This is a genomic window from Lysinibacillus sp. KCTC 33748, from assembly GCF_002237755.1.
Taxonomy (GTDB): Bacteria; Bacillota; Bacilli; order Bacillales_A; family Planococcaceae; genus Lysinibacillus.
Genome location: NZ_MWSJ01000023.1, coordinates 14,347 through 37,455, shown reverse-complemented (window position 1 = coordinate 37,455; position 23,109 = coordinate 14,347). Strand labels below are relative to the sequence as shown.

Annotated in this window: 26 protein-coding genes and 1 pseudogene; 13 read left to right on the top strand and 14 right to left on the bottom strand. The window is 34.2% G+C overall.

Going from position 1 to position 23,109, the window contains the following annotated elements:
• Together B1B04_RS20595 and B1B04_RS20590 are read right to left on the bottom strand one after the other, a co-directional pair.
• A pseudogene (locus tag B1B04_RS20595) lies at nucleotides 1-489 on the bottom strand (hypothetical protein); the annotation flags it as partial.
• A gap of 338 nt (nucleotides 490-827) precedes the next feature.
• A complete protein-coding gene (locus B1B04_RS20590; protein WP_079563245.1) occupies nucleotides 828-1,358 on the bottom strand; it encodes a dihydrofolate reductase family protein in 531 nt (176 codons plus the stop codon).
• 103 nt (nucleotides 1,359-1,461) lie between these two features.
• Between B1B04_RS20590 and B1B04_RS20585 the strand changes: the two genes are divergently transcribed.
• Entirely contained in the window at nucleotides 1,462-2,406 is a 945-nt protein-coding gene (locus tag B1B04_RS20585) for a helix-turn-helix transcriptional regulator (protein WP_079563244.1), read from the top strand.
• Between the two features lie 93 nt (nucleotides 2,407-2,499).
• Nucleotides 2,500-3,552 carry a DUF418 domain-containing protein gene (locus B1B04_RS20580; RefSeq protein WP_079563243.1) on the top strand — a complete coding sequence of 351 codons (1,053 nt, stop codon included), beginning with the start codon at nucleotides 2,500-2,502 and terminating at the stop codon, nucleotides 3,550-3,552.
• A gap of 245 nt (nucleotides 3,553-3,797) precedes the next feature.
• Here B1B04_RS20580 and B1B04_RS20575 read toward each other — a convergent pair whose 3' ends face one another.
• The 3 genes from B1B04_RS20575 to B1B04_RS20565 all read right to left on the bottom strand — a co-directional run bounded on the left by B1B04_RS20575 (nucleotide 3,798) and on the right by B1B04_RS20565 (nucleotide 6,889).
• On the bottom strand, nucleotides 3,798-4,190 hold the full coding sequence (locus B1B04_RS20575; protein WP_079563242.1) for a RidA family protein: 393 nt from the start codon (nucleotides 4,188-4,190) through the stop codon (nucleotides 3,798-3,800).
• Between the two features lie 202 nt (nucleotides 4,191-4,392).
• A complete protein-coding gene (locus tag B1B04_RS20570; protein WP_481817193.1) occupies nucleotides 4,393-5,898 on the bottom strand; it encodes a serine hydrolase domain-containing protein in 1,506 nt (501 codons plus the stop codon).
• A gap of 298 nt (nucleotides 5,899-6,196) precedes the next feature.
• Nucleotides 6,197-6,889: an SDR family oxidoreductase gene (locus tag B1B04_RS20565; protein WP_079563240.1), complete on the bottom strand. Its 693-nt coding sequence runs from the start codon at nucleotides 6,887-6,889 to the stop codon at nucleotides 6,197-6,199.
• A 306-nt stretch (nucleotides 6,890-7,195) separates the two neighbouring features.
• Between B1B04_RS20565 and B1B04_RS20560 the strand changes: the two genes are divergently transcribed.
• The 5 genes from B1B04_RS20560 to B1B04_RS20540 all read left to right on the top strand — a co-directional run bounded on the left by B1B04_RS20560 (nucleotide 7,196) and on the right by B1B04_RS20540 (nucleotide 10,687).
• Nucleotides 7,196-7,537: an ATPase gene (locus B1B04_RS20560; RefSeq protein ID WP_079563239.1), complete on the top strand. Its 342-nt coding sequence runs from the start codon at nucleotides 7,196-7,198 to the stop codon at nucleotides 7,535-7,537.
• A gap of 372 nt (nucleotides 7,538-7,909) precedes the next feature.
• A complete protein-coding gene (locus B1B04_RS20555; protein WP_079563238.1) occupies nucleotides 7,910-8,998 on the top strand; it encodes a hypothetical protein in 1,089 nt (362 codons plus the stop codon).
• A gap of 5 nt (nucleotides 8,999-9,003) precedes the next feature.
• Nucleotides 9,004-9,393: a hypothetical protein gene (locus B1B04_RS20550; RefSeq protein WP_079563237.1), complete on the top strand. Its 390-nt coding sequence runs from the start codon at nucleotides 9,004-9,006 to the stop codon at nucleotides 9,391-9,393.
• Between the two features lie 125 nt (nucleotides 9,394-9,518).
• Nucleotides 9,519-9,851, top strand: coding sequence for a hypothetical protein (locus tag B1B04_RS20545; RefSeq protein ID WP_079563236.1), 333 nt, complete (start codon nucleotides 9,519-9,521; stop codon nucleotides 9,849-9,851).
• Between the two features lie 536 nt (nucleotides 9,852-10,387).
• Entirely contained in the window at nucleotides 10,388-10,687 is a 300-nt protein-coding gene (locus B1B04_RS20540; RefSeq protein ID WP_079563235.1) for a hypothetical protein, read from the top strand.
• 69 nt (nucleotides 10,688-10,756) lie between these two features.
• On the opposite strand, the gene B1B04_RS20535 is transcribed toward B1B04_RS20540, so the two are convergent.
• The 8 genes from B1B04_RS20535 to B1B04_RS20500 all read right to left on the bottom strand — a co-directional run bounded on the left by B1B04_RS20535 (nucleotide 10,757) and on the right by B1B04_RS20500 (nucleotide 19,755).
• The gene (locus B1B04_RS20535; RefSeq protein ID WP_079563234.1) at nucleotides 10,757-10,966 is read right to left on the bottom strand and encodes a hypothetical protein; all 210 of its coding nucleotides are present in this window, start codon (nucleotides 10,964-10,966) and stop codon (nucleotides 10,757-10,759) included.
• A gap of 354 nt (nucleotides 10,967-11,320) precedes the next feature.
• The gene (locus B1B04_RS20530) at nucleotides 11,321-12,526 is read right to left on the bottom strand and encodes an EAL-associated domain-containing protein (protein WP_079563233.1); all 1,206 of its coding nucleotides are present in this window, start codon (nucleotides 12,524-12,526) and stop codon (nucleotides 11,321-11,323) included.
• A 657-nt stretch (nucleotides 12,527-13,183) separates the two neighbouring features.
• On the bottom strand, nucleotides 13,184-14,290 hold the full coding sequence (locus B1B04_RS20525) for a TFIIB-type zinc ribbon-containing protein (protein ID WP_240518357.1): 1,107 nt from the start codon (nucleotides 14,288-14,290) through the stop codon (nucleotides 13,184-13,186).
• A gap of 11 nt (nucleotides 14,291-14,301) precedes the next feature.
• Entirely contained in the window at nucleotides 14,302-15,618 is a 1,317-nt protein-coding gene (locus tag B1B04_RS20520; protein WP_079563231.1) for an SPFH domain-containing protein, read from the bottom strand.
• Nucleotides 15,619-15,935: 317 nt separating this feature from the next.
• Nucleotides 15,936-16,310, bottom strand: coding sequence for a DUF423 domain-containing protein (locus B1B04_RS20515; protein WP_079563230.1), 375 nt, complete (start codon nucleotides 16,308-16,310; stop codon nucleotides 15,936-15,938).
• Nucleotides 16,311-16,321: 11 nt separating this feature from the next.
• Nucleotides 16,322-16,747: an acyl-CoA thioesterase gene (locus tag B1B04_RS20510; protein WP_079563229.1), complete on the bottom strand. Its 426-nt coding sequence runs from the start codon at nucleotides 16,745-16,747 to the stop codon at nucleotides 16,322-16,324.
• A 166-nt stretch (nucleotides 16,748-16,913) separates the two neighbouring features.
• Nucleotides 16,914-17,525: a hypothetical protein gene (locus tag B1B04_RS20505; RefSeq protein WP_079563228.1), complete on the bottom strand. Its 612-nt coding sequence runs from the start codon at nucleotides 17,523-17,525 to the stop codon at nucleotides 16,914-16,916.
• A gap of 1,453 nt (nucleotides 17,526-18,978) precedes the next feature.
• Entirely contained in the window at nucleotides 18,979-19,755 is a 777-nt protein-coding gene (locus B1B04_RS20500) for a copper amine oxidase N-terminal domain-containing protein (protein ID WP_079563227.1), read from the bottom strand.
• Nucleotides 19,756-20,113: 358 nt separating this feature from the next.
• Here B1B04_RS20500 and B1B04_RS20495 point away from each other — a divergent pair, with 358 nt between their 5' ends.
• The 6 genes from B1B04_RS20495 (at nucleotide 20,114) to B1B04_RS26585 (ending at nucleotide 22,546) form a co-directional block, all read left to right on the top strand.
• A complete protein-coding gene (locus B1B04_RS20495) occupies nucleotides 20,114-20,311 on the top strand; it encodes a hypothetical protein (RefSeq protein WP_079563226.1) in 198 nt (65 codons plus the stop codon).
• A gap of 88 nt (nucleotides 20,312-20,399) precedes the next feature.
• Nucleotides 20,400-21,311 carry a copper amine oxidase N-terminal domain-containing protein gene (locus tag B1B04_RS20490; protein ID WP_079563225.1) on the top strand — a complete coding sequence of 304 codons (912 nt, stop codon included), beginning with the start codon at nucleotides 20,400-20,402 and terminating at the stop codon, nucleotides 21,309-21,311.
• A gap of 191 nt (nucleotides 21,312-21,502) precedes the next feature.
• Nucleotides 21,503-21,730, top strand: coding sequence for a hypothetical protein (locus B1B04_RS26280; protein WP_240518356.1), 228 nt, complete (start codon nucleotides 21,503-21,505; stop codon nucleotides 21,728-21,730).
• A complete protein-coding gene (locus B1B04_RS26275; RefSeq protein ID WP_240518355.1) occupies nucleotides 21,717-22,022 on the top strand; it encodes a GNAT family N-acetyltransferase in 306 nt (101 codons plus the stop codon). The genes B1B04_RS26280 and B1B04_RS26275 overlap by 14 nt, the downstream gene beginning before the upstream one ends.
• 189 nt (nucleotides 22,023-22,211) lie before the next feature.
• Entirely contained in the window at nucleotides 22,212-22,313 is a 102-nt protein-coding gene (locus B1B04_RS26755) for a DUF1232 domain-containing protein (RefSeq protein ID WP_368483758.1), read from the top strand.
• Entirely contained in the window at nucleotides 22,310-22,546 is a 237-nt protein-coding gene (locus B1B04_RS26585) for a hypothetical protein (protein ID WP_346427005.1), read from the top strand. Before B1B04_RS26755 ends, B1B04_RS26585 begins: the two co-directional genes overlap by 4 nt.
• A 238-nt stretch (nucleotides 22,547-22,784) precedes the next feature.
• On the opposite strand, the gene B1B04_RS20475 is transcribed toward B1B04_RS26585, so the two are convergent.
• Nucleotides 22,785-22,988 (bottom strand): hypothetical protein, encoded by a 204-nt coding sequence (locus B1B04_RS20475; protein WP_079563224.1) that lies wholly within the window; start codon nucleotides 22,986-22,988, stop codon nucleotides 22,785-22,787.
• Nucleotides 22,989-23,109: the final 121 nt, after the last annotated feature.

The following is a 23,109-nucleotide window of genomic DNA, read 5'->3' as shown; positions in this document are numbered from 1 at the left end:
TCAATTAGTTTGCCCTACAGCTACAATTTTGCAAGTTGAAATTGCAAATCTAAAAATTGGTTGATTAGGACTTATTGGTAGTGTACCTAACACAATACCAAGACCTGTTTGTTCCACGTTAAAATCTACTGCAATAGACCCGTTACTTGCCAAAAGATTTACTGTGGAACCAATAAGTGAATTCAGCAATTGTCTAATTGGCCGTTCCCGACAATTGCATTCACATCCAGAATCAACAGGCGGTAACAAATTGATAGTAGGTCCGGGTGGGAAAAAACCTACCCCTGTTACATCAGAAATATTTACCACAAAAGTTTGAGTTCCATTTGTAACAGTAACTAAAAAATCATTCACCTCAACAATAGTATATAAAAAAAGGAGAGGAGGTACATTAGGTGCGTCTGCAATAGTACCAAGAATTACAGTTTGCCCAACAAGTTGTTGTAAGACTGACTGAAGTGGAGAAACACAACAGTCACAAAGACATGAAGATGAAGGGACTGAAGGACAACAATTATTAAGCGCTGTGAATTTAACCGGAGGACAAAAACCAATAGGTTTTATTCTAGTAATTTTCTTTTTTTCAGACATAATTTCACCCCACTATTTCTAATAGAATATGCTTTTAAGAAATATTAGATTGGATTAAAAACTACTCAAGTTTTTATCGAACATGAACAAACATGTACCGTTAGTTGAGGAAGACAAGGTAAAACAACAATCGTTACAATCAAAAACATTAAAAATAAACCAAACATAAAATATATAGAATATGTCTGGTCTATTTTTTTACTTACGTTTGAAGGTTGTCACCTAAATATAAATGATCAAACTTCTTTCTTCACCTTATAATGCATTTGCACCATTTGCCCAAAGCGTTGTGTATTTACTAACTCCAGGTCTTGAAATGGATTATTATCCTTGAACAATGGAATGCCAGAACCTAATAGGTGCGGTGTAACCGTAATAATTATTTCATCTATTAACTGTTCCTTTACAAAGTGATCGAGAATTCCCGCTCCACCTACCATCCAAATTTTAGAGCCTTCCTGCTCCCTTAACTTTTTAGTAAACGTTACAATATCTTCATTTACAAACTCAACATGTTCGTTTTGTCCACTTAGTGACGTTGTAAATACATAATTTTTCTTATCGGGATATGGAAAAGACTCAATATGGTCTACAACCCAATCATACGTTCTTTTACCCATAATAATGGTATCAATGGATTGATACATGTCTGAATATCCAGCATCCCCTTCCCCCTCTGCTTCTTCTAGCCATTGTAAATCATCATTCTCTTTCGCAATATATCCATCCAAACTAGTTGCAATGTATAAAATGATTTCTCGTGACATAACATCATCTCCTTTAAACTTTTGAAAAACTACTGAACAAGATCTATACTAAACAAAAAACATGACAACTACTGGCATGATTAAATGAAAATAAGGTGAGAAAATGTCAAAAGCAAAACGACTATTAGATATCCTTCTGTTTGTAAGTGCAAAAAAGAAATTTACTGCTCAGGAAATTTCCGATGAATTCAATATATCGATTCGCACGGTTCATCGATATATTTTAGATTTAAGTGATATGGGCTTGCCTATTTATGCAGAACAAGGGCGGAACGGTGGCTATACTGTCCTATCGAGCAGACTTCTTCCACCTATTTTATTTACAGAAGATGAAGCCGTTTCGATTTTCTTTGCGTTTCAATCTCTTCATTATTACCGTGATTTACCCTTTAATACGGAAATACAATCCGCTTCTCATAAGCTATATGGCTCGCTTCAGGAAGAGGCAAAGAGGAAAGTGGATCAACTTCAATCTTACATCGCGTTTTGGAATCCTAAACGGGCAATTGAAACCCCTTTATTGAAAGACGTTTTAGAGGCAGCTATTGAAAACAAAAATCTACATTTTCACTATGAATCAAAATCAGGTACAACTACGAAACATACTCATCCAATTGGTGTGTATGCTCATGATGGGTTGTGGTATATGCCCGCCTTTGATTTCACAAAACAAAAAATATTACTGTTTCGTGTAGATCGCATACTTTCCATTATAGAAAGTGAAGAAAACAAAGAGGTATTTGTAAATTTGAAGGAGTGGTTTAGTAGCAATTTTGAAAATAAACAACCTATCCGTTTACATGTACTATTATCAAAAGAAGGTGTGCGACAATGCAAAAGCGCACCAAACCTTGAAGAATTGGTCGTGATCAAAGAAGATGGCACCGGTTATATTAATTCCATTATAGACAAAGGAGAGCTGAATTTTATTAGTCCCCTTTTCTATCGACTTGGCATGCATGCACAAATCGTAGAACCGAAAGAATTGGTCGATATTTTACGACAGCAAGCAAAAGACATTTTATCTATGTATCCAGAAAATGACTAAAGTAATATGACGATTTTGTAAGATTGGCGTAACATTCATCGTTACTACTTTATGGATAACTTCCGTATACTTTGTCAATGAGGAGTGAGAAAAATGAAACCAATTGAATTAAACAAACGAATTGATACACTAGATTATTTAAGGGGATTTGCTTTATTAGGAATTATTTTAGTCAATATTCCAGCATTAATGTTGATTAATCTACCAGACACATCTGTGGATGTTGCATATAATAGGTTTTTAACACTTTTTGTAGAAGGTAAGTTTTTCACCATTTTTTCATTTTTATTTGGTGTAGGCTTTTATATTTTTATTTCCCGTGCCATGGCTAAAAATGAAAATGCCTACTTATTATTTATTAGAAGAATTATTATTTTATTGTTAATCGGACTTGTACACTTTTATTTCCAACCTGGAGAAGCATTAACTATTTATGCAATATTCGGGCTAATAGCGTTACCTTTTTACAAAGTTCGTAAAGAAATAAACCTGACTATAGGGCTTATTTTATTAGCGGTAACCGCTTATTTTGGTTTCAAAATTGCTATGCCGTTCCCTCTAATTTTACTAGGATTAGCTGCTGGGCAGTATCGAATTTTTGAAAAGATCCATGACAATCGTAAAAGAATAGCTATCTTGACAGTTATTATGTTCTTTATTAGCGTAGGGGGATTGCTGTATCAATGGCATTATGTCCCAGAGGCAATGGTGAACTTTGATCAAATGACAGAAGATGAGCTTAAGGTACATGTGACAAACATTGAAAAGTTTACACTAATCGGGCTTCAATTTAGCCCATTTGTATCAGCATTTTATGTAGGATTATTAATGCTTTTACTACAACGTCCTTTATGTCAAGTTTTGCTTTCACCTTTAAAAGACTATGGTCGAATGGCATTAACAAATTATTTAGGACAAACTGCGCTGATTTTAATAATTGGTAATGCTTTTCACCTTATTGGCAATATTCGTTTCATCCAATCTCTATGGATTTGTATAGGCATTTACATTTTCCAATTGATTTTCAGTAAAATTTGGTTAAAATTCTTTAAATTTGGTCCATTTGAGTGGTTATGGCGCATGGGTACGTATTGGACAGTACCTTCCTTACTTAAAAATTCTACTAATTCTAAAAAACACACCTAAAAAACAGTTGTTGATTTAGACAAAGGCCTAACAGCCCTCTTTTCTTTTTCATAAGATGGTAGTGTATCTAATTTGCTTCCAACTTGCTCATACCTTGGGCAAAAAACACACCCCCATCATTATTAAATCTTTCTTTGGTCACTTTTCGCTTAGGAAAAGTGGCCTTTTTTTCATATCATTTACCCCAAAAATTCACTTTTAATAAAAAACCGACAAAATCATTAAAGATTTTGTCGGTACTCTGCTTATTTAGCAGCCCAAATATCAATTTCTAATTTAATGTCAGGAAGTCCTAAAGCAGTAATATAAGCTATCGTCATAGATGGATAAGGATTTCCAAACATCATCTCCCATTGTTGATCGAAGTCATCCCAATCTATCTCTTCAGTTGCCCAAATATTGGCCTTCACCACATTGTTTGCGTTAAGTCCCTCTGCTTCTAATATTAATTGAATATTTTTTAATGTATTTTTAACCTGCTCTGATAGTGTCGATGGCAATTCACCGCTAGCTCCTACTCCAATCTGTCCAGATAATGCATACATTGTTGCATCCTTAGGAATTATTGTAAGATGGCTATAATTGCCAACAGGGCTAGGTACTTGGATTGGATTTTTGCGTGTTATTTTAGTATTCATGTTAATCTCCTTTAGGTTTATATTTTTCTAAAAAAGGGCAGACTCGCCCCTAAAAACTCCATTTTAGAAAAAAACAGCCGTTGAGAATCCGATACCCATAGATAAAAAACGTATTGATCTTTTTTTCATTTGGATTCTCCCCCTCACCTAAAATTAATTTCACATTACCATAATTTCCTTTAACAATCAAATCTCTACATTTTTAATTTTTTTCCTTTTTCGTAAAGATTTTTATCAAACCTACTAAATAGTAAATCACACTTGACACTATTACACTATAAAATAACACAGTAATTGACGTTGGACCCCATACTTTAATAAATTCCCAATTTGATCCCCCAGGTAATACTTTCGGGAACATCATGATCAGTGCAATAATTATTGCAACACTTAAAGAATGAAAAACTAATAATAAAGCCCTTTTCATATTTAAAGCTACAATAATACGTTGTTTTTTAATAACCTTCTGCAAGGATTGTAGCAATAAAACGCTTAAAAACATCCCAAAGCCTACAACAATAACGCATATAAGTGACAGCGTTTTATCCAAATTCTGAAAGTTGTCAGCATGAATAGTATTTACCGTTTTCCCTTCCCATAAATCCATCACACCCTGCCCTATTGCAGTTGTATAGCTCGAGTTCATATTGGATAATACGGCTACTCCTATTTGTTCATCGGGCTGCATGATGAAATAAGATGAAAATGTAGGGTTTTCTCCAGCATGGAATATATATTGTTTTTTATCTTCTTTTCCTCTAACTCCCCATCCACTTGCGTAGTATGTATCCGTATCGAATGGCTCTACAGATTGATCTGGAATATGCGATTCTTGAATAATTTTATTCTCAATCGCATTAATTTGGCTATTTCCTAACTGAAGCTTTAACCAGTTTGCTATATCGTTTGTATTACTAATAATATATCCAGCAGGTATATTTCCACGGTAGATAGGTGGTGTGTATTCCTGTTCTCTCATCAGTCCTATTTTATATCCTGACGCCATCTCATTAGATTCAACTTGATGAAGTCCAACAAATGAATCTTTCATATTGATTGGCTCTAATATATGCTGTTTGATATACATATCAAACGGTTGTTTTGAAACCTTTTCAATAACGAGTCCTAAAACATCATAATTGACTGTTGCGTATTCAAATGAGCTACCTGGCTGTCTATTTAATGGCTGATCAAGCAAGTTTTTCACAGTCAATTCAAGTGCGTTCTCTTCGTTACTTTTAGGAATATTTGTTATTGTGTTCGTAGCTATACCACTTGTATGATACAGTAACTGATTAATAGTAATCGTCCGAGGTTCTCCATTATATTCCAACTCCAACCACGGGATATACTTTCGGACATCATCAGAGCGTTTTAGTAACCCTTCCTTTTCCAATTTTAAAATGGCATGTCCAGTGAAGGCTTTCGATGTAGATCCTAGTTCAAATAATGTATTGGAGGTAACTGGTGTTTTTGACTGAACATCGGCATATCCAAAACCTTTTTCATAAACCGTTTTCCCCTTCTCAACAATTACTAGCGATATCCCTGGAATTTTACTAATCACCTTTTGCTCTTGAATAAATTGATCAATCATTTGAGTTTTTTCATTTGCATCTGCGTTTACGATTGTAGGCGTTAAACTATAAAAGGCCACAATCGTAACAATTATAGACAAATAGATTTTTAATAGTGCTTTCATTTTCATTTCTCCTTTAAGCAATTAATGCTGGGTATAAGGTTATAAATTATCATAACAGCACCGTTAACTATATCAAGCATTTCGGACTACAACAATCGTTTTACATGACTAAAAACATGACAACATGACAGTTTTGTAACGTATAGTGCATAGATAATCTTTATAAGCTTGAAATCTTGAATAGACATAAAAAGACCAGATTCTCATTCAAAAAAATAAGAACTGATCTTTTTTATGATATCCATTAGGATTTAAATTTTTGCTCAAAAGCTTTCAGCAACTGATGCACGAAAAAACTGTGTAGTTATCGTTTATTTTTAATGACAACCTCAGTTACAGCTAACGCTTTTCTTGGTTTTATATTGTCCATAATAATATCCGCGATATCATTAGGATCCATTAATGTTTTAGTTTTTTCCTCAGTAAATATCCCGTCCCAAAACTCTGTTCTCATACCACCCATGTATACAGCACATACATTAATCGCTGTTTCGTTTAATTCTAATGCTAGACTCTCGGTAAATCCGCGTACACCAAATTTACTAGCACAATAAACAGATTCCGTTACTTTTCCTTCTAGACCAGCTGTTGAAACAATATTGATGATTGTTCCTTCATTACGTTCTTTCATACCTTTTAATACTGCTTGTGTGCAAAAAATTGTTCCTTTTAAGTTAATATCAATCATTTGATGAACTGAATCCTCACTCAAGTTTTCAGCATTATCAAAATAGCCAACACCCGCATTATTAATTAATAAAGGAATGGATCCAAAATCATCTTGTATAGATTGAATTATTTGAGTAACCATTTGTTTTGAAGAAACATCCACCTCATAAATAGAATAGCCATTAGTTAACGCTTTAGCCGTATTCTCAAGCTTTGATTTTGTTCTACCAAGTAAACAAATATGATAGCCTAAAGTCGAATATTTTTTAGCAAGCGCTGCACCTAAGCCACTACCTGCCCCTGTTATAACAACGATGTTTTTACTCATATTGATCATCCTCTCTCGCAGTTAATTATACCAGAATAGGAACTCCTATCAATAAATTATTCTCACCCCGCCTTATCAAAAAGCCTTATTATGTACTGTTACTCATCTGAGTTATTCATATAATACACCCAAAATGGTAGAAAGTCATAGCTCATTCGATAGCTAAAGAAGAAATATATAAATATCAATTTCTACATTTTTATTGAAAACTGATGAATACGTTTAGAGCATGTCTATAGAAACTGAATACAATGATTATGTAATCTGCGGATTATCAATCTATTTTTGGAAAGAGGTGAATTTAAATTGCCTTTAACTACAGGACCAATTGAAAATACAGGGAATCAACCAGCTAATGCAGCTAACGTTCGTGTCAAAATTCTCAATCTAACTGGAGGTTTACTAACTGGAGTAGTAAGAGTTTTTAGACTTGACGGAGCAAGACAATTACTATCTACAACTCCATTTGCCGCAATTGCTAACGGTTCAACATTCGTAACTCCAAGTGTAGGTGTTTCTGCTCAATATGAAGTTGAAATCGTTCCTAACCAAACTGGCGGTATATATAGCGTTTATGGTAGAACAGCTGCAGGGGTTCTCATTACTGCCCAAAGGTTTGTAAATGCAGAATTAACACAAATACTTTAATTTTCGGAAAAAACTTTGACTAACATTCTTCGTTTAAAGTAATTAAAGGTAATTCAATTGGGGTACATTTGAGAACAAGCTTCTCCTTTGTAACCTAATTTCATTTTGCTGAATAATTATGTAAAGTCACTCAATTTTTAATGAGTGACTTTTTAATTTAGAGTGTAGTACTGAATTGACGTTCCATATAAACATTCCACTTTTTAACATTTTTATTCTAATTACATCTATCTTGGTCTATATATGTCCATCTTTTCTTGTCAACCAACATTATTTTGTCATTTTTTGGGTTTTCAATACATATACTATTATATTTATTAAGCAAAATGCATACTTTCATCGAACACAGAATATAATTCTGGAGGGTGTTACATGAACACTATTAAATCTTTAATTTTCCCCCAAGACTTGCATAGATTAAGCAAAACTCTACTTAAAGAGATTTGTAATAAAATGACTTTAGATACCAATGGCAATGTATATGAATTAGCTAGCAGAGTATGGGATGTTTTTGAGCATACTAATAGCGATGTTCTTAAAATAATTAGCGATAATATTTTCTCTGGAGCAGTTTCCTTAGCTTGGTACCAGGCGACAAATAAAACTGATTTAACAGGTTTTAAACAAAGTATTATTAATAAAATGCCATTTAATCCTTTCGAAACAGTAGTTACACCAAATAGCGAAAATGTTCCTATTGATCCTACCATTATTGCTGCTGCCGATATCGAAGGTTCACAAATATATTATTTGCGATTCATTCATAGAACAGGTGTTAATGTTGATTACTTTTTAGCAAACCGTAGAGAATACATTAAACATGAAATTACAACAGTTTACATTGATGAAGTTAAGGGAATAATTGAAGTACGAGCAAGTTCAGCTGTTGCAAAAAAAATAATTGCCTGGTTAACTAAAGTAGTTGATGAACAATATGAATTCAAACAGTATGATTTATTAGAAAATTATGGTGGTAATCTTGCGACTTTAGCGGATTCCCTTCAAGGAAGGCTGATTGATGCTACAGGAAGACCAGCAGGATTAGTCAATACATTTGAAGAAACGCAGGGTCAATCCATTGTGAGTATACTTTCTGCAATTGACGAATACTATACTAATGGTGAATTATCAGTTCTAGAGCAAAATTTAAATTGCGAACATATCACCGGTATTTTAGAAACAACACCTTTTACTTTGTTACTGTTAAGTGGTCTTGAAACGATAGGATTAGGTAGTATTAGAGAACTAAGAGGTTTACCCTTATACAATTATTTAGAGCCTTATCTTTCCAAACAAAAAGGATCTATACTATTTGAACACAGTGTTGATGGTGTTAAACAAGAATATTCTGTTCGAATCGGTGTAAATACAAAGACATTTAAGTTCAATGTATTTGCGTCTGAACCTGTATTGGATTATATTAGAGAAAAATTGATTTACCAAATTTATTCTGCGAGGTAAAAGTATTGAGCAATTTAAAGCCATGGGAAATTTCTCAAAAAATAGATAATGCACTTGAGGTAATTGCTATCAGTAAAATTGATAAATTTTACCATAGTTATATTGCAAAAATAACTAACTTGCCTCTTGGATTAGTTATTGATCAATTATCTGAATTAGAAAAACAAGAAGCACTCGTTATAAAATTAGAATTTCAATGTGAGGAATGTAGTAGAAGTATTTTAACTGCTAGTAAATCCGAACTTGAAAATATCGATTCCATTACATGCAAATATTGTGGTACAGAGAATTGTTTTGATCCTTTGAACGCTATTCCAATCATTGAATTAAGTGAGGATTTCAGACAAAGTTTTTCAAAAAAAAAATTGCTAATAAAAAGGAAAATGTCGGGATAACTAAACACAATAAACCCGAGAGTTTAAGAGAAATTATCCATATTTTAACAAAAGAAAATTCTGATCAAGTATTGGATAAAGTATCAAAACTTGGGAAAGTTACTATTATATTAGGAGATGGTTATATGGGTGAATCTAGTAAATATGGTGGTCTAACTTTTGGAGAAAACAAAGGTAATATAACTATTGAAAACAATGGTACACTCAGTCAAGGGATAGCTAGCCCACCAAGTGACATTATCAATGCTTTACAACAGCTTCAAGAAGAAGTTCAGCACCTAGCAGATGAACAACGAGAAATTGCAGAAGCTCATTTTGAACTCCTTAAAACTCATATTGAAAATGGAGATAATGAGAAAGCTAAAAAACCATTAGAGAAATTAACTAGTATACTAGGTGTTATTAGCTCTATTGTCTCGATCGCTTCTGCATTAGGTCTTGGAATTCCTTTAAAATAATTTATTTCAATTATGCGATGATTTAGGCTAACATCATTTACGAACTCCTTTTCAATTTCCGTGACATCCGCGGAGGCTTTGGGCCAACGTGATGTTGGTCACTCAGTCGTGTGTTGTTGCTGTCGCTTCGCTTTCGCACAGAAAAATTGCCACAGGACGTGGCGTTCTTAGACTGAGTTCCTATATTTCAGCGGATGTTAGTAAGGTAGAATGTAATGAAAACACAGTTCATAAATCACAATATCAATAATGGGAAAACTTTTTAATATTGTCTTTTAAAGATGCTATATATTACAAGGGACTGAAAAACATCCCGTTTTTAATGCAAAAAAAGACCAATTCTTGCTCAAATGATATTGAACATGAATTGGTTTTTTTATTCTCCTCTACTATCTTTTTCTTCTAAAAGTGACATGATTCGTTTCAAATTCACGGCGAATTTTGTTGTTGTACTCTATTCGTTATGTTTAGTCCTCTTAAAATAGGGAAAAGAAAAAATATAGAACCATATACAATATTTTGGGGAGGGGTTAATAATGGCGAAACGAAGAACAGGTGTTGTAATTACAGCGTTAGCTTTAATAGCATCTTTTTTTAGTAAAAAAGAAAACCGTGATAAAGCATTAAGTATGCTCAATAATGCAAAAACTAAATTAGGATCCTATTTAAATACTGCGGAAATGGACAAAAACATATCAGAGCGGATAACTGCTCAAGCAGCGACACGAGCTGGAACATCTCCAACAAAAATAGCTTCAAACGAAATGGTTGCTGAAGGTGGAGGACATACCGGTATCCACTTTTTCAATGAAGAAATTCAAGGAAAAGAACAATAATAACACAAGCATTCTCAATCCACTTTAGAAAACTGGATATTGTAACTAATTAAGTTTTTCAATTATATATTAAGTATTAAAAGTCGATTTATACCGAAAATTTTGGTATAAATCGACTTTTTCATTGGCTTGTCCAACACAGACTTTTAATGGTGTTTCCTCTGCTGTTTGATCAGCATTTTCGGCTTTCTTACCACTGTCACTTTCGTTATCTTTGTTACATGCTACTAACAAAATAACTAGTAGCAATGTTAGTGGTACTAAAAATAATTTTTTCATTGTTCAAAATCCCTCCTCCATAAATATAAATAAACGGATGGAGATTTACTATATCTAATTTTTTCTCTTTCCTTTGCTCTCCTCTACATTTAGCTTTTTTCTCAGCCTCTTAACAGCGATACTTTTAAAATGCCTTGGTAGAATTACATCATAAAAATGTTTTTACCATAAAAAATAAGCATTCAATCAAAAGATTTCCTGCCCATAAATTGATTTGCAGAAGCTGTTGCTGTTACACAGTTGCAAAAATAATAATTCATTTATCCATTATAATTTAAGTGATCATCTTTACACAAATTAGGGTACAAGTTATTCTTGTACCCTAGAAACCCTGATATATAAGCATTTGTAGCACTATCTAAAAATGTTATGCTCATATAGATAATCATACGAAAGATCGACGAACAAGTACTCATGCTCGTTAATTGCAATCGAAAATGTTCTTGTGATTTCTCCTGTCTCGATATCTCGATAGAGCTCTGAAATTTCTCCGCTTTGATCGTTGCGCATTTTAATGATTGTTTGTAGGAAGTATGGTCGCCAACTCCAGTTTTTATTGATCGCCCTAGGCTGCAATTCCCACTGACCATCTATACGCATGACGTTTGGGGATAGTTGGAAACCATCTTCATTGCAAATATATACTCGGAACGAATAACTATCCAACAACTGCGCTAGATACTCTAAATGTGTGATGTTGTCACTAGAAGGCTTAACACGATGGACGATCGCTTCTAGCTCCTCCCTCAACTTTTTCAACTCAAAATATTGTGCCTCCAAAATTTTCTTTTCAGAGGTAATAAATTGTTGGCATTCTTCCTTAAAACGCTCTTTTAAAATATCCTTCTCAACGAATGTCAATGCAGAATTTGCCAAGTATCGGCCCTGATAAAATCGGCCTCCATTTTTCCAGGCAAATTGTAATTGATAAACTGTTTCGATTCCTTCAAATAAAAGATTTGCGCCAATTTTATAAGCTAGGCTACCTATTGCTGATATCATATCTGACTGCGCGGACCAAGAATCATAATTTAAGTCACGAATATTGACCTTTAAGATTTGTGGTGATAATAAAGCAATGTGCTCTAGATGACTCTCCGCTCCTACTTCTTGAATAGCAATTTTGACTCCAAACGTCGTAAAGTATCGTACTGCATGGTGCAACTTATTAATGTCACCTAAAAAACGATGCTCTGAAACAACTAATACAATACGATGTAACTCCTCTTCACTAATGTATTGTTGAATTATATTAAAATGACTTTCACCGAAATCCTGCATCAGTAAGTTCGGGTTACTTGGAATATAAATATCAATATCCTGTCCGATTTCGTCTATTTTTGCTAATGCAGCGTGTAAAATTTTATGTTCCATATCGATACGATATTCTTCTGGAATATCTTCGTTATCCACAAAGTCTTTTAAATTAATTTGTTGACCTTCAATTTGTAACTGTCCGGAAATTTCGTAGGCAATCACCGTATGCGCATCCGCGCTAAATATAGGTTGAAAATACCCATGTATTTGATCTAAATTTGTTAACACTTCAATTGCATCCATTGTCGAAACCTCCATACATGATGTTATCCAAGAATAACATTACATTCACAGCTCATTTCATAAAAAAAGCTCTCTGAATGTATAATAATTTGTTTAAAGTAAATTGGCAACTTCAAATGACGTTATTTTATGGAATAAATTGTCCTGAAGTTTAACAAGATCCTACCAAGATAATGTATTAATAAAATGAATTAGCGCTTAATAATTTTTTTCACACATGTTCTGTTCATCACTTCTTAACAAGAAAGATCATAAAAGTACTATTACTTTGACGATATAACATTTCTTTTTCATACCACAGCCGTACTCTAAATCCTGCGTTTTTTTGACATTTCATCTTTCATAACGACTTTTCCATAAAATAGGTTGCTTAAGTACATATATTTTTATTTGGCGCCACACAAACATATGGATTCGCCTTTTTCATGTAGTAATGCGTAAAATCCCTTAGAATTTCTTCCTATAATAATTTATGCAACTATCGGAAGTGAAAGCCGTGATAACTAGAAGTTTTCATCCTATTTCCTACAACGATTCAGCCGTTCACCCATTTATTTTTTGTGCTGACGCATTCACTACTAAATCAATTATTTCCTGAAAGCAGATAAAAGCAGCATTCCAACGTATGGATTAACCCTACAGGAATACTGCTCATAACTATTCTGACATAAAGAAATACCAAATAATCGCAATCGTGATTAATGATACGATAACTGCAATTGTTACACGAAGTGGTGAAATCGGGGCATCTCCACCTACTCGACCTGTCTGTCCATTCACCATAAATCGATAAACCTTTTCTTTGTAGCGGAATGAAGAAAGCCAAATTGGTAACATTAGATATTTATATGTAATATCATCATGCGTTGTTGAGAAATGTAAACTAGATACTACGTCCGCATTATGTTCCCAACGTATTTTTGAAGTAATTTGTGCCTCCAGATGATCTGAAATTTCCCTCTTCGCTTGACTCCATCCGTCCTGTAAACCAATACTGTATCGTTCTGATAAAAAGCCTGATACATATTCTGGTTTATAAGCTTTATTGTTGAGTAAATTAAAAGGTTCTATTTTTCTCATCATATTTCGATCATAACGGGCTGTTGCACTAATTAAATGATCATCAATAAATTCCTGATAAAAACCACTTGTGGAATACCAATCCGTTTCAGTTCGGGTATTTCCCTCTTTATCTGTAACTGTTCGATGTCTACCGTACCTTGCAGAATACCTTGAGCTTGTTTTAGTATCAAAAGTCCAATATGGAAGATAAACTCCTTTAAATGAATCAGGCTTAGCACTTTCTTTTGCTGCTTTTGGTGTAAACCATTTCCCCTTAATCCAACTTTGAAAGTTCTCTCCTGCTTGCTTATCTGTTATTTCAAATGCACATACTCCGTTCGGTGCTAGTGTATTTTTAGCACTTGCCTCCATAACTTGATTAGAACCACAATACGGGCAACTATCGGCTACCTGTAACGCATCATAAATTGTTTCTGCCGCACAGGATTTACAAATAACTGTTTTTTTCTCAACACCCCAGTTGAAATTCCCACGTTCTTCAGCCATTGCAAAATCCATTTCCTGGGCAACTTTTTCCTCTTGCTTTTCTGGGTCTGCAATTTCAGTCTCATAGCCACAATATGGACACGTAAGCTTTCCAGAGGCGGGATTAAATTCAATAGATGCACTGCATGATGGACACTCAGCGTCAAAATCAAGCTTTACTTGTTTAATATTTTCAGCATCTTGCGTTGGCATCATTAGTCATCCCCTTACTTAACATCATTCTCATCAAACACATCGCCACACTCAGGACAGAACTTTGGTGGGTTCGCAGGGTCTTCTGGCTGCCACCCACATTTATCGCAAACGTATTGTAATGCTCCTGAAGGTTTTTTAGCACCACAATCCCCACAGAATTTGCCTTTGTTGACAGCACCACATGTACAAGCCCATCCTTCTTCTGCAGGTTTTGGTGTCCCACAATTTGAGCAGAATTTACCAGTGTTTTCGTTGCCACATGCACATTTCCATGCATCTGAGTTCGTCGCTGTTTGTTGTTGCTGGGCTACCTGTTTATTTTGCTCATTCATTTGGTAAAGCTGTCCTGCATTAACACCACCTGCTTGAGCTGCCATGTTCATACCCATAAATCCTGCCATAGCTCCGCCATCATTTTTAGATGCTGCAATCATTGCTTCCGCCTGAGCACCCGTTAAATGAGCCGCTGCCATACCTGGATCACGCATCACTGCATTTCTTTGTAGTTGTTTAATCATTGCTTCATCTTCTTCAGATGCTTTTAAAGAACTTATGCCAAATGATACAACTGCTAAACCACGTGTTGCTAGCCATTTCTCTGATAACACTTTATTTAGGGCATCTGCTAGAGCTACAGTATGAGCCGGAATTTCGCTATAGCGAACCCCGCTTGCTGAAATATGTGCGAAAGCCGGCTGTAACGCAGTCATCAGCTCCGTTTTTAATTGACTATCGATGGCATCTCTTGTAAATTCACGCTCTACGTTTCCACAAACATTCGTATAGAATAATAATGGATCTACAATTTTATATGAATATTCGCCATGACAACGAATAGCAATATCAATATCTAGGCCGATATTACGGTCGATCACACGGAAAGGAACCGGTGCTGGTGTCCCATATTTATTACCTACGATTTCTTTTTTATTGAAATAGTACACACGCTGATCCTTTGCAGGTTCTCCTCCAAAAGTGAAGCGTTTACCAATCTGCTTGAATGTTTCCATAATACCTTCAGACAAATCACTGCCATACATAATCGAAGGCTCCGTTGATGTATCATAAACATACTCCCCAGACTCAGCAGAGAACTCCACTACTTTCCCTTGCTCGACAATCATCATACATTGCCCTTCATTTATAGCAATAATAGAGCCATTACTAATAATATTGTCATTACCTTTATTTGACCCTCGTTTAGAAGTACGTTTAAAACCTTTTGCCACAAGAACATCAGCGGACAGTGATTCACAATAGAAATATTCACGCCATTGATCTTCTAAAACACCTGCTAATGCGCCAACTCCTGCTTTTAATAAACCCATATTTATTCCCACCTTCAACTTATATACTTAAGACTTATTTTACCATATCAAATATGCCTCGACATAATTGCGTCTGCAGGCTTTATACCCACACAACGCTTGTCACTCAGGTATTTTCTCAGACGTGAAGTGCTTAACCTGAATTCCTGTATTTCAGCGGATGTTTGAGCAACCGTTGAAATAAGCTAGAATGCTAAAATAATCTAATCATTATGTAATACGCTTAAATAGACCAATTTGTTTCATTTTTTTACTTCTTTATAAAAAATGAGATAGCTCCATAGGAACTACCTCACTCTTATTTATAGTGTATATGCCTAAGAAAATGCGGAAATAGCCACAAGCACCCAGGCAATGATAAATAGCAGACCACCGATTGGGGTAATCGCACCAAGCTTTTTCACACCTGTAACCGCTAATACATATAAACTACCCGAGAAAAACACTATACCTGCAAACATTAAATAACCTGCCCAAGAAAGCATACTAGAAGCTCCTAAAAGAGCATCACTCGATAAAATACCAAGCCCCAGTAAACCTAATGAATGGTACATATGATACTGCACTGCAGTTTCCCAAATGGCTGCGTAGTGTGGTGACGCAAATTTATCTTTTAATGCATGTGCTCCAAAAGCGCCTAGCACGACACCAAGACATGCCATAATTGCACCTATCGCTAATAATAGTTCCATATATGTTTCTCCTATTTCGTCTCGCGTGCGATTTCTTTGTATTTCGCATCCCATACCGGATCAATTTTACTTAAGGACACCGGACGTAACGTATCTTTTTGCGCTAGAATATGTACGGACTGAGCAGTAGCTGCAATCGTGCCATCTTCATGTAAAATTTCATAGCCATATGTTGTACGTAGACGATCGTGCTTTTCCACCCATGTACGGACCGTTGCCACTTGTCCATAATGCATTGCTGCCTTATAAGAAATGGATAAATCCATCACTGGCGATACATAACCATCTTTTTCTAACTCTGCATACTCAAAGCCTGCATCGTTGACTAACTGTGAACGACCTATCTCCATCCAAATAATATAGTTCGCATGATACACCACGCCCATTTGGTCGGTCTCAGCATATCGAATTTCAATTTGTTTCTCACTTACAAACATTTTCTTCACCTCGTCCACCATTATAGCGTAAAAATATTGATTTGGCGGGGTTTTTGCATTTTAGATATTAAAAAAATAGTGTTATCCTTTAATACCCGTTATACATTACTTATTTGGGATACAAATTGGGGTACACAACAGAGATGAGTGTCTTCAAAAGGTGAATCTATCTAATTATTTGTTCGAATGTTTCACCATTAATTGTAAAAACGGCTTTTAATGGTTTGCCATCATTCTCTGTTTCAGATGGTAAAGATGCTAAAAAGTGCAACACTCCAGTTTGTAATGGCTCAATATAAGTAATATTTGAATAAGTGAAGTCTTTACCCCCATTTTCTTCTAGCGTAGAAAATGTTGTATATTCATATTTATCATCGTAAATAATTTTTAGACTTACAAAATCACTTGCAACTTTCCCGGAAGTTTGTAAACTTTTCACGGTAATAACACTGTCTAAATACACTTGATTTGGTTCTTTATTTTCATAGTATGTGTAGAAATCACCTGGATTTGGCGGATTAATAACTTGACCAAAATTATTGCTATTCAAAGTGATTTCCGCAAAATCATTAACAACCATCACTTCACCTAATTTTATTTGGGTTGGGGCTTTTGATTCTTCAGGTTTTGTATTTCCCTCTTTTTTAGACACTTTTTGATTTGCTTCTTCAGAATCTTCTTCTTGGTTTTTGACAGGTTCAGAAGCACTTTTTTCTTCTGAGTTACCGCAAGCAACTAAGAACAAAGACATGCATAATAACACTAAAAATTTCTTCATTATATATTCCTCCTCAACCATAAATATACATAAATAATAGAGAGATTTCTATTACTATTTTCATACCTTTACATTTTTCTCACCCCTGCCAATGAAAGAACCCCCCCGAATGGGGGTGTTAGACATAATTAAATTACGTAATGTGAATGTTCTATCTCTGATTTTTACGTCGTTCAAGCTCAGAAAACATTTTAGAAACTATTTTATGAGAATATAGTTCATTGTTTAATGCACCTTGAATAGCAAAATAATATAATTGAACATCTCTTTTTGTCATTTCATTAACTGCTCTACTCCACCACTCACCAAGATTATTGATTGTGGGGAGTAAGATTATAATACTCGGAGAAGTTTAAAATTGCTTTTAAACACTTTTCATTTGGGTATTTCGATAGTACTCCCTCCTATTGAGAGTAACATCGACCTCAAAACTATACGTTAAAATTTACTTTGATAAATGAAATGAGTGGACGCTATTCAAGTTTATGTCATGTTTAAGTTGCAGCCTAGAAGCTTTATTTTCTTGAGACATTTTAATCTTTAGTAGACCTAATTAATTTAATCGTGTATTTGCTTTTGCGGCGCTCATTTTTACTTCATGTTCTTTTAGTAATGTGTAAAGACACTTTTAATTCTTCTTCAACATAAGTCGGCAAATGATTTGTTGGAACACCATACTGATTTATTCGCTACTTGAAGCATTCGGAATTTGAATGACCTCGACACACGCAAAATCTCTCAAGTGTGTTTGATGCCGATTAAAATTCCTGTAGCTATAGACAACTCTTTGATAGCAAAAGATGCTACATGTTTTACATTTGTTCCTTTTGATACATCTGTTACATTTACAGTTTTATTAGTTAGCAATGAATTGTCGAATAAAAGTTAATTTTAATTTATTTCGTTCACTAACACTGCAGTATTCGGAGCAACGATTGCTTCAATTCCCACGGCTTTGTAACTAACTAGAAATTGGTCGGTTTTGAATGTATCAGAATTAAAAACAAATTCCCCGTTTTCATCCAAAACTGGTGATTAGGTGATATCATAATGGAATTTTACGTCCCTTGCATCGCTTGGCATATCTGGTTCAGGTTTATAATCCTCTGGAATTTCAGTTGTTGCATATCTAAAATAAAGTTGTATGTCGTTGCCATTTATTTTTTCAAAAGGTCATACGTATTTCCTTGCGTCCTCATACCATCAAAATAAGTCGTTTCCTTTTCTTTATCGGTAAGGGGCAGATAAGGTACGGCAGCTTTTGCTAATTCAACCCCTTATCAATTACCCCATCATTTGCTCGATGACACTAACAAATTATCCGTCTTCAAACGAAACTAAACAACCAGTCGCCTGCTATATAGCGACAACTGGCTGTAAAAAGTTGTTTTCTTACTGTCTCAAAAACGACAGTCAATGACCTAAGATGAAAGCGTAGTTAGTAAACAAAATTCTATGGCCTGTATGGAACAAATTTTTCTTCAAGAGAACCCACTAGCCATTGATTATTTCTCTTTGTAAGTAAAACATACTGTACCAATTCTCCTCCAGATACATAAACCTTACGACTGATCCTCATATTCGTGTCTTTTGGATAAGAATAATAACCTCCATTTTCGGACATATCCGTAAAGGTTAAGTTTCTCATAATAATTAAATTAATCATTTCATCCGTGAAGTATGGCTTTAAATACTGCCTTTTTTGAGAGATGTTTGAAACATTTTTTACTTTTGCAATGGCTTCATCCAGCAGCTTATAGCCGTCCTTATAGAACAGTGGTTGAGCATAAACAGTAACCCCATAAACCCCATACGGGTCTGAATATAAGTAAGCCAACCGTTCACTTTTATCCCAGTATGTTGTACCCCCTAATGCATCACCTATATATCTTATCGGTAAAAAAATGCTTCCATTTTCTAAAAGTAACGATACATCCATTTGAAGTTGCTCATTATTGACTTTTAGTATCTTAGAGCCAAGTGTCAGTTTGATCACTTTCTTGTCTTTGATTAAAGTGGCTGTTTTTGTTGCCTTATCCCAACTTACTTCCGCTTGTATCTTTTCACCAACAGCTCGAATAGGTGCGTAAAGTCTTCCGTTTACCACTTTACCATTATAAATCCCATATTTATTTTCACTTGCATATACAGTACTATTCCCTGTACCGAAGTGGAATGTTGCTATAACTACTATTAAACAACAAACTACTAACCTTTTTATTTTACCCACACTTCACTCATTCCAATCTTTCATTATTATTCTATTAATTGATATTAATAGCATCCTTATTATACGTATTTTATCCATTATTAACTATTCGAAAATAATTCATGTGAATATAGTACTACAAAGAAATCTTGGCCGCGAAGGTCGGTCATTCCCAAATATTTAAGATTTTATTAATACTAAAGGAAGAAACAGTTACTCGACCTCCTCTATAAAAACCGAATTAAATAGAATCGCGAATACTCATTAAGCTGTAGAGTGTAACGGACACTGAGGCTATTTCCAATTCCTCTAACAATCGAAAAATAGGTTATTTGTGATACAATTGAATAAATTTGTAAATTATACGGGGGTTTCATAAATGCAAGAAAATCAAAGATTCGCCTTAATCGCTTCTTTATTTGCATTAATTGGTTTACCTACTATTTTTCTAACAATATCCTTGTACACAGGTGTATGGCGGTTTTTTATAATTAGTATTGCACCTGCGTTAACTGTTGGTTTAACAGGGCTAATTCTTACAATGCAGAAAATCAAAAAAGATAAGCGATTGGCTTAACGATTTTCGTACTATCCAGAGTGCTTGTGATAAAACTATTAAAACGACATGACATTTGGCAAATACTAAAAGATTGGGGAAATACAAAATGAAGAAATCTATGTCAGGCTTACTTCTGGCTTTAAGTTTAGGGTTATTCAATTATCCACATGCAAGTGCAGGACCGCTAGTTAAGTCAGAAGAGAATGTTAGACCAATAGAAGTTGTTGCGAATGGTGAATTTATCAAGATGGATGTACATCCTCTGATGGATAATAACCATCTATTTGTCCCGATCCGAGTGCTTTCATCTCTTGGTCTTTCCTATAGTTATAACCCTAAGACTGAAGTCGCCACAGTTCAAAATAAAGATGGAGATTATTTGAAAATAAATACGAATAGCAAAACCGCCTATAAAAATGGGAAAGCTATACAAATGGATATACCTGCTCAAAATAGCAATGGCCACATTCTCGTTCCTATACGATTCGTCTCTGAATCCTTGGGATACAACGTTCAATTTGAATCCATTCGCAAATTTGTTTTTGTGAACTCAAAGGACTATGCGTTTGATCCAAAATTACTGAATCAGAATGACCTTCAAGCAGCACGTAAAGCGGCTATCGCATCACCAATCAACACTGAGTTCAAAACACTTGGTACATTAGATGGTTATCGTTTACATGAATATACGTTCCCTTTAGGAAGAGCAGACACTTACTATTTAAATGATGGGATTTTTACATTTGTGCAAATCAAAGATGGGAAAGCAATAGCCATTGGACAGTTATTTCGAGAACGAAGAGAGCCATCTCGAGCAGCAGGGAATGTTTCACCCGAAATGAATTTAGATACAGACCCGATCATAGAACCATATAACCACGGTAATGTGTTCTTTTCTGAAAATAATGATGGTACGGCTACAGCAGGTTACATCGATGATAAAAATAAATGGGTAGGAATTAACACAAAAATGAATATATATTCTGATATCATACAGAAACTTCCCGACCACAGATAAAGAGATTGATTTAGGCAGGAAAAAACTTGTCTATTTACTTTTTTTATACAAAAACTTAGAAACTTGGACCATTTTATATTGGCACATTAAACAAATTTATCATTTTTAACATCTCATCATATAGTTCAGTAAGTATTAGACTAATTTTGCTATTTTAAGATATACTAGTATTTTTGAAAGGGGTACATATTTTGGATATTAACAAAATACACATCAGAAAAATGACTGATAATGATTATGGTTTAATGGCTAAATGGTTGAGTACGAGAGAAGTTTTAGAATTTTACGGGGATATTAATTCACCATTTTCAATAGAACAAGTAAGGAAAAAATATGAACCACGCGTTCGTGGTGAAATTCTAGTTCTCCCCTTCATTGTTGTTAGACGATTCCCCAATAGGATTTATGCAATACTATAAACTTCAAGCAGAAGAATTAAAAGAATTAGGCTATTTAAATAATGAAGTGGTTTTTGGAATTGATCAATTTATCGGTAATCCTAACCTATTTAATAAAGGCTATGGAACAATTATGGTTTGTAAATTTATTGAACTCATTATTAATATAACAGACGCTGAAATTATAATAGTAGACCCTGAATTTTCTAACGAAAGAGCTATTAGATGTTACGAAAAATGCGGGTTTACAAAAGTTAAAACAATTAATAATGAAAGTGCTTTGCTAATGGAATTTATAAATACTGAAATCTAACTATATATTATCATTGGATCTACAGTAAGTATTTCTCTTCCCGATGTATTTTTATGATATATACTTTCTAGCAATGGGAGAAGATTTTTCAATAAGAAGAAATTTACTATCAAAGTTTAAAGCCTTTGCTAAAAAATTAAAACAAAATTCATTTGTACTTTACTTGTCTTATAAAGATCCAAGAACCCCATGATATGCAAACCTTGTGGCTATGCTTATAGTTGCTTATGCTTTTGCCCAATAGATTTAATTCCAGATTTTATTCCTATTCTAGGGTTCTTGATGATTTGATAATTGTACCATTTGAAATTATCTTCGCTTTAAAATTAATTCCACGACATGTGATTGATGATCATAAAGCAGCTGCAGAAAAGTTAAAACAATCTGGAAAACCAAAGAATTGGTTTGTTGGTATTCTTTTTATTATTATTTGGGTTATCATTGCATTTTGGATTAGTAAAATTATTTTCCATCATATTATAGGCTGTTTTCTCAAAGATTGTCTTGAAGAATCGAAAAATTAAACTAAAGCACCTTAGTTGAAGATAATTTAACTCTCTTTAACGTTTATAACTAGTTCCCCAAATAATTTATCATTAAAATATATTTCTAATTTCCATAATCCACTTGTAGGGAACACCATATTCGATGGGATATGGGAATCTGCACCGTTATTAGGGCAAACCTCGATAATCAAGGTTTCTTAATCTTAGAAGAATTAATTAGTGAAAATCTAAATAAAAATTTCTTTGGGTTTGTCTACTACATTCTCATAATATCAATCATTCTCATAATATCATCGGATATAACTAATAAAAATACTAAGACACTAGTGACGATGGCATATTTCTTTGCTTTTGTATCAGCATTATTGAAGGTAACAATAATTGTTTGCAAGCTAAAAAAAACAACTAATGACCATAAGAGTGGTTCAATGATTAAACCAAATAAACCTTCTATTGCCACTAAAATAACCTTCTTTCATTAGAGTCATTTTTTACTCTTAAATATACATAATCTGTGCGGAGATTTGCTCCTTCTTTAGGTCTTACCTTCGCTTTTATTCCACCTTATGCCGTATATTCTA